The sequence below is a fragment of the Streptomyces sp. NPDC048297 genome (assembly GCF_043201585.1).
In the GTDB taxonomy this organism is placed as follows: domain Bacteria; phylum Actinomycetota; class Actinomycetes; order Streptomycetales; family Streptomycetaceae; genus Streptomyces.
In genome coordinates this window covers 32,896-46,527 of record NZ_JBICZA010000051.1, presented here as the reverse complement: position 1 = coordinate 46,527, position 13,632 = coordinate 32,896, and the positions used below count along the sequence as shown (strand labels likewise).

At 71.6% G+C, this 13,632-nt stretch carries 12 protein-coding genes; 7 read left to right on the top strand and 5 right to left on the bottom strand.

The genetic code is table 11. The features are described from left to right. Positions 1 to 208: 208 nt before the first annotated feature. On the bottom strand, positions 209 to 772 hold the full coding sequence (locus ACGFYV_RS34885; RefSeq protein ID WP_393882551.1) for an NADPH-dependent FMN reductase: 564 nt from the start codon (positions 770 to 772) through the stop codon (positions 209 to 211). Positions 773 to 874: 102 nt separating this feature from the next. Between ACGFYV_RS34885 and ACGFYV_RS34880 the strand changes: the two genes are divergently transcribed. Both ACGFYV_RS34880 and ACGFYV_RS34875 read left to right on the top strand, forming a co-directional pair. After that, positions 875 to 1,555, top strand: coding sequence for a TetR/AcrR family transcriptional regulator (locus ACGFYV_RS34880; protein ID WP_393882550.1), 681 nt, complete (start codon positions 875 to 877; stop codon positions 1,553 to 1,555). 109 nt (positions 1,556 to 1,664) lie between these two features. Beyond that, positions 1,665 to 2,678 (top strand): LacI family DNA-binding transcriptional regulator, encoded by a 1,014-nt coding sequence (locus tag ACGFYV_RS34875; RefSeq protein WP_393882549.1) that lies wholly within the window; start codon positions 1,665 to 1,667, stop codon positions 2,676 to 2,678. A gap of 213 nt (positions 2,679 to 2,891) precedes the next feature. Here the strand turns inward: ACGFYV_RS34875 and trxA are convergent, their stop codons facing one another. Continuing rightward, on the bottom strand, positions 2,892 to 3,266 hold the full coding sequence (gene trxA, locus ACGFYV_RS34870) for a thioredoxin (RefSeq protein ID WP_393882548.1): 375 nt from the start codon (positions 3,264 to 3,266) through the stop codon (positions 2,892 to 2,894). Positions 3,267 to 3,431: 165 nt separating this feature from the next. On the opposite strand from trxA, the gene ACGFYV_RS34865 reads away from it, so the two are divergent. Further along, on the top strand, positions 3,432 to 4,862 hold the full coding sequence (locus ACGFYV_RS34865; RefSeq protein WP_393882547.1) for a dihydrolipoyl dehydrogenase family protein: 1,431 nt from the start codon (positions 3,432 to 3,434) through the stop codon (positions 4,860 to 4,862). A gap of 78 nt (positions 4,863 to 4,940) precedes the next feature. Here the strand turns inward: ACGFYV_RS34865 and ACGFYV_RS34860 are convergent, their stop codons facing one another. Both ACGFYV_RS34860 and ACGFYV_RS34855 read right to left on the bottom strand, forming a co-directional pair. Continuing rightward, positions 4,941 to 5,582 carry a peptide deformylase gene (locus tag ACGFYV_RS34860; RefSeq protein ID WP_393882546.1) on the bottom strand — a complete coding sequence of 214 codons (642 nt, stop codon included), beginning with the start codon at positions 5,580 to 5,582 and terminating at the stop codon, positions 4,941 to 4,943. 151 nt (positions 5,583 to 5,733) lie between these two features. Further along, complete coding sequence (locus ACGFYV_RS34855; RefSeq protein ID WP_393882545.1) at positions 5,734 to 6,081, bottom strand: tetratricopeptide repeat protein; 348 nt, start codon at positions 6,079 to 6,081, stop codon at positions 5,734 to 5,736. A gap of 202 nt (positions 6,082 to 6,283) precedes the next feature. Between ACGFYV_RS34855 and ACGFYV_RS34850 the strand changes: the two genes are divergently transcribed. The 3 genes from ACGFYV_RS34850 to ACGFYV_RS34840 all read left to right on the top strand — a co-directional run bounded on the left by ACGFYV_RS34850 (position 6,284) and on the right by ACGFYV_RS34840 (position 9,467). Beyond that, positions 6,284 to 7,282 (top strand): AraC family transcriptional regulator, encoded by a 999-nt coding sequence (locus tag ACGFYV_RS34850; protein ID WP_393882544.1) that lies wholly within the window; start codon positions 6,284 to 6,286, stop codon positions 7,280 to 7,282. A 176-nt stretch (positions 7,283 to 7,458) separates the two neighbouring features. After that, positions 7,459 to 8,199, top strand: a complete 741-nt coding sequence (locus ACGFYV_RS34845; protein ID WP_393882543.1) for a hypothetical protein — start codon at positions 7,459 to 7,461, stop codon at positions 8,197 to 8,199. Between the two features lie 221 nt (positions 8,200 to 8,420). Beyond that, a complete protein-coding gene (locus tag ACGFYV_RS34840) occupies positions 8,421 to 9,467 on the top strand; it encodes a terpene synthase family protein (protein ID WP_393882542.1) in 1,047 nt (348 codons plus the stop codon). Between the two features lie 92 nt (positions 9,468 to 9,559). On the opposite strand, the gene ACGFYV_RS34835 is transcribed toward ACGFYV_RS34840, so the two are convergent. Beyond that, positions 9,560 to 12,436 (bottom strand): LuxR C-terminal-related transcriptional regulator, encoded by a 2,877-nt coding sequence (locus ACGFYV_RS34835; RefSeq protein ID WP_393882541.1) that lies wholly within the window; start codon positions 12,434 to 12,436, stop codon positions 9,560 to 9,562. A gap of 392 nt (positions 12,437 to 12,828) precedes the next feature. Between ACGFYV_RS34835 and ACGFYV_RS34830 the strand changes: the two genes are divergently transcribed. Then, positions 12,829 to 13,485, top strand: a complete 657-nt coding sequence (locus tag ACGFYV_RS34830; RefSeq protein WP_393882540.1) for a LuxR C-terminal-related transcriptional regulator — start codon at positions 12,829 to 12,831, stop codon at positions 13,483 to 13,485. Positions 13,486 to 13,632 lie beyond the last annotated feature (147 nt).

Genomic DNA, 13,632 nt, shown 5'->3' with positions numbered 1-13,632 from the left:
CCCTTCGGGAAAGCCGCCCGGGCCACCCGCACCGTCTCCACCGGGATCTCCCCCGGCTCCCGCGGCTGCATCGACATCGACACCCTCCCCATACGACAACGTCGGCTCCCAAGACCACAACAAGGTCTCGGGAGCCGACGTCACACGAAGGCCGGGATTACCCAACAGCGTCCACACGGGCTCCGGCCCTCTTGCGGGTGCGGACGGCTCAGGCGGCCGTGACCTCGCCCACGTTGCCGTGCAGGCGGGCGACGACCTCGGTCAGCTGGGCGGCGACCTCGGCGTCGTTGACCGGGTGGGTCTCGGCGAAGCGGGTCACGGAGCCCGGGATCGACAGCTTGATGTCCTCGATCACCTTGCCGCCGGCGATGCCCACGGCCTTGCGGGCGTCGTCCTGGGCCCACACGCCGCCGTACTGGCCGAAGGCGGTGCCGATCACGGCGACGGGCTTGCCGGTGAAGGCGCCGGCGCCGAACGGGCGGGACAGCCAGTCGATGGCGTTCTTCAGGACGGCCGGGATGGTGCCGTTGTACTCGGGGGAGAAGAGCAGGAACGCGTCGGCGGCCTGCGCGGTCTCACGCAGCTTCGCGGCGGCGGCCGGGACGCTGCCCTCGACGTCGATGTCCTCGTTGTAGAAGGGGATCTCGGCCAGGCCCTCGTAGACCGAGACCTCGGCGCCCTCGGGGGCGAGCTTGACGGCCGCCTCGGCGAGCTGACGGTTGTGCGAACCGGCGCGAAGGCTGCCGACGAGCGCGAGGATGCGAACAGACATGAGGTGACTCCAAAAGGGGGAAAACACTGGCGTCGGGATCCGGACCGGGGTCCGTTTAACTTTCTAGCAGGCTAACCGGACCGTAGTCCAGTTTTGTTCCCGATGCTTTACGCTGGCGTCATGTCCAGCGTCCTGCCGCCCTGCCCCGAGCCTCAGGAACCCCTTGACGTACCCCAGCTGCTGGAGGTCGGTCCAGGGCCCGAGGAGCCGTGCCTGCGCGCCGACGCGGCCCGCAACCGGGCCCGGCTGCTGGAGGCCGCCGCCCGGCTGATCGCGGAGCACGGCGCGGCGGGCGTCACGATGGACGCGGTGGCCGCGGCCGCCCAGGTCGGCAAGGGGACGGTCTTCCGCCGCTTCGGCGACCGCACCGGCCTGCTGACGGCCCTGCTCGACCACTCGGCCACGCAGCTCCAGTCCGACTTCCTCACCGGCCCGCCGCCACTGGGCCCCGGAGCACCGCCCCTGGAGCGGCTGCGGGCGTTCGGCGTGGCCGTGCTCTACCGCTCCGCCGAGCAGCTGGACCTCCAGCTGGCCGCGCAGCCGGAGCCGAGCCGGCGCTTCTCCCACCCCTCGGTCCTGGCGCTGCGCACGCACGTCACGATGCTGCTCCGCCGGCTCGTCCCCGACGGCGACACCGACCTGCTCGCCCAGACACTGCTGGCCTACCTCGACCCCGCCGTCGTCCACCACCTGACCCGGCAGTGCGGCATGCCGATGGAGCGGCTGGAGAACGGGTGGCTCGATCTGGTCGCGCGCGTGACGGGGGTCTCGTCGCACGCGTGATCGCGCGCGTGACGGGAGTTTCGCCGCGCGTGACAGGTGCGCGGCCCGGTTTCGTCCAGTATTGAACGACGTCGCCCCGACCGCGCCCCGTATCGGCCCCTCTGCCAGGATGCGCAGTGTCATGGTGCAGATACCGAACACGCCCACGAGTGCCGACGTGGCACGCCTGGCCGGAGTCTCCCGCGCGACCGTCTCCTACGTCCTCAACAACACCAGCGCCGTACGGATCAGCGAGCCCACGCGCCGCCGCGTCCACGACGCCGCGCGTGAACTCGGGTACGTGCCGCACGCGGCCGCCCGTAGCCTGCGTGCCGGGCACAGCCGTATGGTCCTGATGCCGGCCCCGGCGTTCCCGGTGGGCCCCCTCTACCGCCGCTGCGTCGAAGAACTCCAGTCGGCCCTCGGCCGCCTCGACTACACCGTCGTGCAGTACGGCACCGTCGGCCTCCACGGTGACGAAGCCGCCCGCGCCTGGGCCGAGTTGCGACCCGTCGCCGTTCTGGTGCCCGGCTCGGGACTCGGCCCGCGGGGCGTCTCGGTCCTCCAACGGGCCGGCGCGCGGGCCGTGGTGACCCTCGGACCCGAACGCGTCGACGGCGCGCACGCCCTGCTCATGGACCACGACATCGTCGGCCACCGCGCGGGCACGCACCTGTACGCCCGCAGTCGGCGCCGCATCGGCGTGGTCGTGCCCGAGGAGCCCGGCCTGCGGGCCTTCTCCGCACCCCGGCTCACCGGGGTGCGCCAGGCCCTGCGCGGCACGGACGCGACGGTGACCGAGCTGCCGCTCGCCTCCACCGAGGAGTCCGCCGCCGAACTCGCCGCCCGCTGGCGGGAGTCGGGCCTCGACGCGGTGTTCGCGTACAACGACGAGTACGCGATGCTGCTGATGCGCGCCCTGCAGGACGAGGGACTGCGCGTCCCCGAGGACGTGGCCGTCGTCGGCGCCGACGACCTCATGCTCGGCCGGCTGTTGCGCCCCCGGCTCAGCACCGTCCGCATCGAACTGCCCTCCGGGCGCGACCTCGCGGAACTCGTCGACCGCGCCGTTCACGACCCAGGCGGGGAGCCCGAGATCCGCACGGTGCTGGGCGCGTCGCTGGTCCACCGCGCATCCAGCTGACGCGGCTCCCGACATGCGGGGGCGCCACCCGAGACGCGAGGGCGCCGCGTCGTACGCGAAGGTGCCGCCCGAGACGCGGGGGCGCCGCCCGACACGCGAGGCTGCCGCGTCGTACGCGAAGGTGCGAACAGCTCTTCCCGCGACCGGGGAGCGCCCGGCCGCCCGGCCTGTGACCGGGAACTACTCGGCCTGTGACCGTGAACTAACCGTGAACTACTCGGCCTGCCCCTGCTGGGCGGCGATGCTCTTGCGCACCTCGTCCATGTCCAGCTTCCGCGCCTGCCCGATGACGTCCGCGAGAGCGGCCTCCGGCAGCGCGCCCGGCTGGGCGAAGATCGCCACCTGGTCCCGGACGATCATCAGCGTCGGGATCGACTGGATCTCGAACGCCTGCGCAAGTTCCGGCTGGGCCTCGGTGTCAACCTTGGCGAACACCAGGTCCGGGTTGTCCTTGGCGGCCTTCTCGTACACGGGCGCGAACTGACGGCACGGACCGCACCAGGACGCCCAGAAGTCGATGAGGACGAACTCGTTGTCCGTCACCGTCTGGTCGAAGTTCTCCTTGGTCAGCTCCACAGTGCTGCTCATGGCGTGATTCCCTCTTCCGGGTGTGGTGTTGTGCCACGGGCGCAAACGCGACCGCCCGGCCGTCTATTCCGGTGGCGGGGGCCGCCTCTGTTCCACGCGTGCACGGTAACGTCCCGCGCGTGAACCCGTGTGGCCTCCGCGCCCGTCACCCATCAGACTGACCCCATGACGGAAACGGAATCGATCGCGTACGACGTCGTGGTGCTCGGCGCCGGGCCCGTGGGGGAGAACGTCGCAGACCGGACCCGCGCCGCGGGGCTCACCACCGCCGTGGTGGAGAGCGAACTGGTCGGCGGCGAGTGCTCGTACTGGGCCTGCATGCCCAGCAAGGCGCTCCTGCGGCCGGTCATCGCCCAGGCGGACGGCCGCCGCCTGCCCGGCCTGGCCCAGGCGGTCCAGGGCCCCCTCGACACGCCCGCCGTCCTCGCCCGCCGGGACGAGTACACCTCCCACTGGAAGGACGACGGCCAGGTCGCCTGGCTGGACGGCATCTCCGCCGACCTGTACCGCGGCCACGGGCGCCTCGCCGGCCCCCGCGCGGTCACCGTGACCGCCCCCGACGGCACCGTGACGACCCTCACCGCCCGGCACGCCGTCGCCGTCTGCACCGGTACCCAGGCCCAGCTTCCCGACCTGCCCGGCCTCGCCGAGGTCAAGCCCTGGACCAGCCGCGAGGCCACCAGCGCCAAGGCGGCTCCCGGCCGGCTCATCGTGGTCGGCGGCGGTGTCGTCGCCGCCGAGATGGCCACGGCCTGGGGGGCACTCGGCTCCCGGGTCACCCTGCTGGTCCGGGGCAAGGGACTGCTCAACCGCATGGAGCCGTTCGCCGGCGAGCTGGTCGCCGAGGCCCTCGCGGAGGCGGGCACCGACGTCCGCACCGGCGTCACGGTCGAGTCCGTCAGCAGGCAGAACGGCACCGTCGTGGCCGTGACCAGCACCGGCGAGCGCATCGAGGCCGACGAGATCCTCTTCGCCACCGGACGCGTCCCGCACACCCAGGACATCGGCCTGGACACCGTCGGCCTGGAACCCGGTTCCTGGATCGAGGTCGACGACACCCTGCGCGTCCCCGGCACCGACTGGCTGTACGCGTGCGGCGACGTCAACCACCGCGCCCTCCTCACCCACCAGGGCAAGTACCAGGCCCGTATCGCCGGCGACGCCATCGGCGCCCGTGCCACGGGCAGCCCCCTGCGGGACGAGCCCTGGGGCGCCCACGTGGCCACCGCCGACCACTACGCCGTACCCCAGGTCGTCTTCACCGATCCCGAGGCCGCCGCCGTCGGGCTCTCCCTCGCCGAGGCGGAGGAGGACGGCCACCGAGTCCGCGCCGTGGACGTCGAGTTCAGCTCGGTCGCCGGCGCGGGTCTGTACGCCGAGGGCTACAAGGGCCGCGCCCGCATGATCGTCGACCTCGACGAGCAGATCCTGCGCGGTGTCACCTTCGTCGGCCCCGGGGTGGGCGAGCTGATCCACTCCGCGACCGTGGCCGTCGCCGGCCGGGTCCCCGTGGACCGCCTCTGGCACGCGGTCGCGTCCTACCCGACACTCAGCGAGGTCTGGCTGCGCCTGCTGGAGGCCAACCGGGGCAAGTGACCTCCCGGCCGCGGAGGTTCGGCGTCCGGAGCTGTCGAGGCGGTTCGTCGTCCCGGCAGTTCGGCGTCCTGAGCGCTGTCACGGCAGCTCGAAGCCGAGTGCCTCGGCGGCGGCCCGTGGGGTCGGCTGTGTCCAGCGGGCCGCGACTGCCTCGTTGGTCGACAGGGAACGCGGTTCGGCGCGGTCGAGGTACAGCACACCGTCCAGGTGGTCCGTCTCGTGCTGCACGATCCGGGCGGGCCAGCCGGTGAACACCTCGTCCACGGCGGCGCCGTGCTCGTCCTCGGCGCGCAGCCGCACCTCGGCGTGCCGGGCCACGACCGCCTGCCAGCCGGGGACGCTCAGGCACCCCTCGAAGAACGCGGCCCGAGCGGTGCCGACGGGCTCGTACGACGGGTTGACCAGGACCCGGAGCGGCAGCGGCACCCGGCCCCGGGCCACCGCCACCTCCTCGGGCACCGGCGCCGGGTCCTCGATCACCGCGATCCGCAGCGGCACACCGACCTGCGGGGCGGCCAGGCCGACGCCGGGCGCCGCGTGCATGGTGGCGCGCATGGCCTCGACGAAGCGGGCCAGCAGGGCGGGGGCGAGTTCGCCGTCGTACGGCTCGGTGACCTGCCGGAGTACCGGCTGCCCGGCGGCGACGATGGGCAAGGGGCCACCGGCGGCGAGGAGTTCCTCGACCCGCTCGGCGAGGGGCGCGTGATCACTGGGTGCCATCGCGTCAGGATGCCACGCCCATGTGACGCTCCGCGCGGTTGACGCGGGCGCGGGCGCAGGCGCGGGACACGGCACGGCTCCCGGCGCGCACCGGCCCGGCGCGTACGAAGGGCCCGGCCCCCTGACGGGGACCGGGCCCGATGACTTGCGCTCACGCCTGCGCGAAGTCACCCGCGAGGGCCGAGGCGATGCGCAGGTGCTGCTCCGCCTCGTCGTGCCGCGCCTGCCGTTCGAGCGTGCGGCCCAGCATCAGCCGGGCGTACTGCTCCACCGGGTCGCGCTCCACGATGATCCGCAGCTCGGCCTCCGCACGGCGCAGCTGGGCCGAGTGGTAGTAGGAGCGGGCCAGCAGCAGCCGCGGTCCGGTCTGCTCCGGCACCTCCTCGACCAGGTTGACGAGCACCCGGGCCGCGCTCGCGTAGTCCTTGTCCTCGAAGAACCGCTGCGCCCGCTCCCAGCGCTCCGCCTCGGTTCCGTGGTCGTAGTACGAGATTTCCACTCTGGCCTCCTTCGCCGGGTAGAACCCACCGGGGTTATTGAATATTCCACTACCCGCGCGCCGTGCTCCGCTCGCTCTGTTCCGCGTTCCGTACGCCGTACTCCCCGCACGTGCGCAAACCCGACCACATACGATCATCCACTTCAGCCGGCGCCGATAGCGGTGCACAATTCCCGCTCAGGCGTGTGAGCTAGGGGTTGCCGTGCTTCTGCTGGATCTCGACACGGTTGCGAGAGAAGAGCGTGTCGACGCGTTCCAGGCCGCGATGGACACCTTCGTGCCGAACGACGTGACGCACGAGGACCCGGCGGCGGAGGTCAGGGCGCGGTTCGAGATGTGGCGGGTCGGTGGTCTGCACCTGTTCCGGTCGAGCAGCACCGGGTTCTCCGTCCGGCGCACGGAGAAACACCTGCGCCAGATGCGGGAGCGGCCCGTCGTCGCCGTCGGTCTGCAGACGCGGAGCGTGGGGCGCCTGGAACTGGCCGGACGCCAGGGGTTCGTGGGCCCCGACGACATCTGTGTGATGCACCAGGCCTCCGCCCGCACCTTCGGATGGTCCGGAATGGGCGGAATGCAGCTCGTCACCATGGACGCCGACCGCCTGGGGCTCCCCGTCGACGTCGTGGCCGGTGTCTGCTTCCGGCTCCAGTCCAGTCCGCTGTACGGCACGGTGCTCACACATCTGCGGGGCCTGTGGACGGACCCGGCCCGGCTGGAGGTCGATCCGGGAGGGCCCGCCCTGGCCAACGCCACGACAGAGCTGATACGGGCCCTGCTCCTGTCCGCCTCGTGCGACGTGAGCGAACCGCAGGTGGCGGCGGCGATGGAGGAGACCCTCGTCGCGCGCGTCCTCGCGTACCTCCGCAGGCATCTGGGCGAAGCCGACCTGACCCCCGAGCGCGTCGCCCAGGCCCACGCGATCTCCCAGCGTCAGCTCTACGTCGTCCTCAGCCGGGCCGGCATCGGCCTTGAGCAGTGGCTCATCGAGCAGCGACTGGAGGCGGCCCGCACGCTCCTCGCCTCGCCGAAGCATCAGGGACTGACCATCGCGGCCGTCGCCGCCCAGTGCGGATTCAGCAGCTCCAGCCACTTCACCCGGCGGTTCCAGACGGCGTACGGAATCAAACCCAGCGAATGGCGACGGCACGCACGGATCGACGCGGTGGCCCGGACGATACTCGGCGAAGGGACCCCGAACTGAAACCCCGGTGCCGACTTCCCCTTTTTCCCTTTCGCATCGACCATTCGGGCAACCCGCCAGTTGAACGGCCGATGTCGTGCCGCGGTGGGATGGAAAGGTTTATATCCGTGCGTAACATGCCTTCGGCTCGGGTGCTTTCACCGGAGAGGAAAGCAGCGATCGGGGGGAGGTTTCGGATGCCGGCGGTTCGCGCGGTCAACTGGGCGAGCAAGGCACGTCCCTTCGAGGGGCACGGTCGTGGGCCTGACGTGGTGGTCGTACCGCTCGACCGTGACACGGAATGGGAGGCCAGACTCAGGCGTGCGTCCTGTCTCGACCTGGTCTTCCGGGGCTGGGAGCAGGCCGTGAGCGGGGATCACCCCGCCGGCGTGCGCAGCCCCGTGCTGCTGCTGGACAGCGGGGGCGCACGTCCCCTCGGGGAACTCGTCGCCTGTGTCCGGTCGTTGAAGATCGTCACGCCCGTCGTCGTATCGGCGGAAGGGGCCGAGAACGCCTCCCGGCTGCTGATGGCCGGCGCCCTCAACGTTCTGGACCGCAACGCCCCGCCGGGCGTCCTGATGGCCCGCATCGAGGCCGATCTGCGGTGGCTGCGACGCACGGGAGCCGTCGGCGACCGGCGATGTGCGACAGGGGCTCCTCGCCTGGCGGTGCAGGCGCCCGCGTTCCGGACGCAGGCCCTGCTGCTCGACGTCCTCTGCTCGCTGCGCGGGCCCGTCTGCTGCCACGACATCCGTATGCTTCTGGGAACTCCCGCACAGCCCATGACACTTCGCGCGCTGCGCGCACGGATCGAGCGGCTGGAGCCGTATCTGACGCGGCACGGCGTACGCTGCCTGCGGTCCGTGCGGTACGGGGCCGACACCATCGATGTCGAAGCCCTTCTCGACACCGCCGAACTCGCCGGGCAGCACCGCTGACGGGTGTCGTGCACGGAGAAATCTGCACTTCGTGCCGTGTTCTCCTGCCCTTTGGGGCTGTTCACGGCCGACAAAGGAACCGCCTTGCCGATCGGCACGCAGGATGGCCGGAATGGACCGGCAACACTTCGATCGAGACGAGGCGGTGCGCCATGCGTGTTCCCTTCAGACGGCTGCCCCAGTTGAATTTCTACTGCCCGGTCCTACCGGCTGTTCACCCGATGGCCGACCTTCTCGACGAGGAAACCGTCCGCTGGGCCTTCCGCCACAACATTCCCGACGGTGCCGAACTCCGCACGGCATTCCAGGCGATGCACCCCGGTCAGCTCGTGGCGCGCGTGGCTCCTCGCGGACGCGAACGCGAACTGCTCGTGTTCGCCGACCACCACAGCTGGCTGTTCACCTTCGACGACGCCTACTGCGACCTCGCCCCCCGGCAGTCGGTGGCGGAGTGGGCGAACTTCCTCGCCGCGATGCACCGCGTGGCCGAGACCGGTGACATACGGCCCCTGCCCGGCAATCCCTACGCCGTGGCCCTCCGGGACATCGGTGCCCGGCTGTCGGAGACGGCCACGCTCGCGCAGCGTGGCGAGTGGGTCGAAGCGCTGCGCTCGCACTTCTCGGCCCTCGTGTGGGAACGCGCCACCCGGCAGGACGGAGAGAGGCCGCAGACCCTCGACGAGTACCTGCTGCTGCGGCTGCGCAACGGCGGGATGCAGTCGAGCCTGGTCCTGCTGGGGTACGTCAACGGGTACAGCGTCGCACCCGAGGAACAGAGCGCACCCGCCGTCCGCGCCCTCAGCGAGATGACGGCCACCCTGGTCGCACTCGACAACGACATCTTCTCCCACCACAAGGAGGCGTCCGCCTCCTGTGGCGAGGCGAGTCTGCTGGACGTGCTGGCCTGGCAACAGCCGCACGCCACGCCCGAGGCCGTGCTCGAGGACGCGGTCCGGATCCGCAACTCGATCATGGGGCTGTTCGTCCGCCTGCGCGACGAGGTGGCCGAGTCCGCGAGTCCCGCGCTCCTGTCCCACCTGATCGACCTCGGCCAGTGGGTGCGCGCGAACCTCGACTTCAGCCTGTCCACCAAGCGTTACGCGGGGCCCGTCGCGGACCGGGCGAGGATCAACGAGCAGCCGCCGCAGGAGGCGTACGCGGCCGGTATGCCCGTGGAGTCCCGGGTGATCGGCTGGTGGTGGGACCTGCCGGCGCAGTCGCCGGCGGCGAGTGTGTCCGTCGCCGCCGCCGCTTCACGTGTGGCCTGAACGCCGGCCGGCCGAGCCCGGCGATGTGCGGGAGACCGTACATCGCCGGGCCGGACCTGTGTGTGCGCGGACGAACGGAAGGGGACGACCCGTCAGAGCGCCTCGGAGGCACGCGGCGAGCGTTCCTCGTAACCGAGTTGGAGCAGCCTCTCGTGCAGTGCGGCCCTGGAGTGGATGTGCAGCTTCGGGAAGAGGTTGTACAGATGTGTGCTCACCGTCCGCGGCGACAGGAACAACCGCACCCCTATGTCCTTGTTGGACAACCCCGACGCCGCCAGACGCGCGACCTGCAGTTCCTGCGGCGTGAGGTCAGCCGGGTTGCCCGGCACCGGCATCTGGACCGGCATCGCCTTCGCCGCCGCGAGCGGCACGGGTCCGAGCTGCGGCTCGCCCGTTCGGCTGTGTTCCTCGGGCAGCCTGCCCGTCACGCTGAGCCGGGGCCGGGGAGCGGCGGCCAGGGGCGTCGGGCCCGTGGCGTCGTGGGTCGTCCGCCGGCGCAGGAACGCCGACCGCAGACGGTCGTACTCCAGCGATCCGGGCCGGCTGCCCGGCAGTTCGAGCGCCTCGGCGAAGAGCGCCTCGGCCTTGTCCCCGGACGCGAGCACGGCCTGCGCGGCGGCGAGGAGGAAACGGCGCCGCTCCGACTTGTGGTGGAACCCGGCGGCCTGCGCCGCCGCGAGGTGCATCCGCGCCTCGTGCCCCCGCCCCGTGAGAGCGGCGCTCTCCACCAGGTCGAGCAGGAGCAGGGAGTGCACCGGGGACAGAGCCGTGCAGTCCGCCGAGGCGGCGGAGGCGCGCAACGCGTGCGTGTACGCCTCCTCGTACGCCTCGTCGGTGAGTGCGGCCCAGGCGTTGGCCTGATGGATCATGACGCTGACCAGTCCCGGGGCGGCGCCGTCCTCGGCCAGGCTCCGGGTCGCCTCACGCGCGGCGGTGCTGTCACCGCGGGCGGCGGCGATCAGCGCCAGCTGCGCCTTGGCGCGTCGCGCCGTCAGGCGCAGGCCGTGCGCGTCGGCGATCGCGGCCATCTCCTCGACCGCTTCCTCGGCGTAGGCCCACTCGCCGTGCAGAAGCAGGTCGAACCCGAGCAGACCGAGCGCGTCGGCGCAGTCCGTGACCGCGTCGCCCGCACGGGCCGCGGTGATCACCTGACGCAGCCGCCCCTGGAGTGCGGGCCCCAGTTCGCCGATCGAGAGCGCGGCCCACGCGAGGCGCAGCACCGCGTCGTTGCCGGGGCGTTGGGGGAGTTCCCTGACGGCCGCGTCCAGGCGTGCCGACGCCTTCTGGTCCTCGCCGACCAGGGGCAGGGACGCGTCGCGCATCAGCCGGGCCCAGGCGGGACCCGTGCTGAGCCGGGACGTCACGGCGTGCCACTGTTCCCCACCGCCGGCGACGAGAGCGAGGGAGAACATGCGGGTCAGGAGTGCGTCGTGGCCGTTGTCGCCGGTTCCGGAGCCCCGGGCCGGGTCCCCGCAGGCGTCGAACGCCCGCAGCAGCAGCTCGATCGCGGCCTTGCCGTCGTCGTCGCGCTCGGCCAGCAGCAGAGCGCGGGCCAGGGCGAGGGCGGAGGTCTCCTGGGAGGACTCCTCGGCGGCACGGGCCAGCAGGCTTTCCGCACGCCCCAGTTGTCCGCCGCGCCCCGAGCTGTGGGCGGCGAGCGCCAGCAGTTCGGCCCGGCGTTCACCGTGCCCGCTGAGGTCCGCCGCCCGGCTGCGCGCCCGCAGCGCGACGGACTCCAGGCCGCGTTCGGCCGCCGTCTCCGCGCTGGCCGCCAGCGCGTCCGCCACGGCCGGATCGAGACCGACGCCCGCCGCCGCGAGGTGCCTCACCTGCTGCTCCGGGTCGTGGTCCAGGGCCGCGGCCAGTGCCAGATGGGCGGCGCGACGACGGTCAGCGGGGGCTTCGGCCACGGCCGCCGTCCGCAGCAGCGGTTCGGTGAAGGTCATGACGCCGTCCTCGCCGCTGAAGCGCAGGACACCAGCGTTCTCGGCGGCGACCAGTGCCTCCCGTGCGCCGGCCCAGCCGTGCTCGTAGGCGGCCCAGATGGTGCGTGCGCTGCCCGACTGCTCAAGGGCCGCGAGCAGCAGGAGTTCGCGGACCTCGGCGGGCAGTTCACGCACCTGCGTCTGGAAGGTCCGCTCCAGGCGGCTGCTCAGCGGGAGGGGCGAGGGCAGCGGCTGACGGCCCTCGATCTGCGCGTCGGAGAGCAGCGTGGGCAGTTCGGTCAGCCCCAGGGGATTGCCGCCGGCCTCCGCGAGCAGCCTGCGCAACGTGCCTGGGGCGGCTGTCGGGTGACGCGTCGCCAGCAGGGCGACGGCGTCAGGCTCGGGCAGGGACCCGATGGAGTACTCCGGGATGCCCTCGTCCTGGAAGAAAGGGCCCGTGTGACCGTCCGCCGTCGCGACGAGCGCGAGGGGAGCGCCCTGGAGGCGGCGGGCGAGGAAGCCGAAGACACGCCGGCTCTCCTCGTCGAACCAGTGGCTGTCGTCCAGCGCGAGGAGGACGGGCTTGTCACGGGCCACCGATTCGAGCAGGGTGAGAACGGCCGTCGAGAGGAGGAACGGTTCGGCCACCGTCGTCTGCCCGGCGTGCAGGACGGCTCCGAGGAGCGCGGCAGGTTCGGCCGGCAGGTCGTCCAGGCGGTCGCGGACCCCGCACAGCGTCTGATGGAGTGCCGCGAGCGGAAGGGAGGACTCCGAACGGACACCGGTGGCCGTGAGGACCTGTGCTCCCGCGGCGCGGGCCCGCTCCGCACAGCCGTTCAGCAGCGCGGTCCGTCCCGTCCCCGGCCGGCCCCGCAGTACGAGCGCCCGGCCGTGCCCCTCATGCAGCAGTGACCCGCCTTCCCCTTCGTGCATCAGTGCGTCGACGAGTGCGTCGAGGCGCGCCGTCTCCCGCTCTCGGCCGGTCAGTGGCCAGGGGGCGCGTGCGATGCTCTCGGGCGATGGCGCCGAGTGGTCAGAACGCATGGTGATCGCTCCCTTGTTCTTCGTTCCCCCGAAGTCGTCTCAGAACAGCACGGGATGCGTATACAGCGAGTTCACGGGGGACAGCGAGGTGTCCCTCCGCACACCAGCTGTGGCCGATGGTGCATCGTGCGGTGGTCCGACCCGGCCGAAGTACCCAACACGTACGTGTTGCAGGGACTCAGGTGCGCGTCGTTGGCTGGGTGTTGACTCCGGAACATACCTAACAGGCATATACGGTAGGCCCTTTCGTCACACCAGCAATTGACTGTATGTGCGCTATGCATGCCTGACAGTGGCGTTCATCGGTACGAAACATGACGATCGGCTTTGGCATACCTACTGTGGGCACGACCGGTGAGGCAGCGGCCACGCACCCGGGGAAGGAGACGGTGATGATGCTCACCCGAGAGAGAACCACCTCCAGCACGCTCACCTTGGCGATCCATGCGACGGACATCATCACGGGCACAGGCGTCGAAGCCTATTTCCGCTCACGTGACGGCGTCGAACTGCTGGGGCCGGGCGACGAGTCCGACGCCGAGGTCCTGCTCATCCTGGCCGGTGAGGTGACCGAGGGCGTGCTGGACCGGATGCGGGAGGCGGGCGAGCGGTCCGACGCGCGGATCGTCCTGGTCGCCAACTACCTGGAGGACTGGCAGCTGGCCCGCGCCCTCGACCACGGGCTCGCGTGCTTCCTGATCCGGTCCACGACGAAACTGCCGGAGTTGTTCGAGGCGGTGCGCGCCAGCCGCAGCGGCCGTACCGAACTCCCCGGCAGCTACGTCCGCTCGCTCATCGACCGGATGCGCACCCCGCCGCGGGACGGAGTGCCCACACGTGGCTTCTCGTCGGCTCCCACGGAGTTCTCCCCGCGCGAGATCGATGTGCTGAGACTGCTCGCCGAGGGCCTGGACACCGCTGAGGTCGCGACCCGGCTCAACTACTCGGAGCGCACCATCAAGAACGTCATCGCCGGGATGATGCACCGGCTGGGGCTGCGCAACCGCTCGCACGCCATCGCGCACGCCATCAAGACCGGGGCTCTCTGAAAGTACCGGCACGCGGCCCTGAACCACGGGGCCTTGAACCACGCGGCCCTGAACCACGTGGTCTGGAAGTATGCGGCCCATAGGCAAGCCACCTCGTAGAGCGTCCGAGACATCTCGGACGCTCTGCGGCGTGCGCACGCTCTGCGA

What these genes read in the sequence shown, in the direction of transcription:
- ACGFYV_RS34840 (WP_393882542.1), top strand. Translation starts at nt 8,421, where the DNA reads ATGGCCGACCTTCTCGACGAGGAAACCGTCCGCTGGGCCTTCCGCCAC.
- ACGFYV_RS34860 (WP_393882546.1), bottom strand. Translation starts at nt 5,582, where the DNA reads ATGGCACCCAGTGATCACGCGCCCCTCGCCGAGCGGGTCGAGGAACTC.
- ACGFYV_RS34880 (WP_393882550.1), top strand. Translation starts at nt 875, where the DNA reads ATGCTTTACGCTGGCGTCATGTCCAGCGTCCTGCCGCCCTGCCCCGAG.
- trxA (WP_393882548.1), bottom strand. Translation starts at nt 3,266, where the DNA reads ATGAGCAGCACTGTGGAGCTGACCAAGGAGAACTTCGACCAGACGGTG.
- ACGFYV_RS34830 (WP_393882540.1), top strand. Translation starts at nt 12,829, where the DNA reads ATGATGCTCACCCGAGAGAGAACCACCTCCAGCACGCTCACCTTGGCG.
- ACGFYV_RS34875 (WP_393882549.1), top strand. Translation starts at nt 1,665, where the DNA reads ATGCGCAGTGTCATGGTGCAGATACCGAACACGCCCACGAGTGCCGAC.
- ACGFYV_RS34885 (WP_393882551.1), bottom strand. Translation starts at nt 772, where the DNA reads ATGTCTGTTCGCATCCTCGCGCTCGTCGGCAGCCTTCGCGCCGGTTCG.
- ACGFYV_RS34835 (WP_393882541.1), bottom strand. Translation starts at nt 12,436, where the DNA reads ATGCGTTCTGACCACTCGGCGCCATCGCCCGAGAGCATCGCACGCGCC.
- ACGFYV_RS34865 (WP_393882547.1), top strand. Translation starts at nt 3,432, where the DNA reads ATGACGGAAACGGAATCGATCGCGTACGACGTCGTGGTGCTCGGCGCC.
- ACGFYV_RS34845 (WP_393882543.1), top strand. Translation starts at nt 7,459, where the DNA reads ATGCCGGCGGTTCGCGCGGTCAACTGGGCGAGCAAGGCACGTCCCTTC.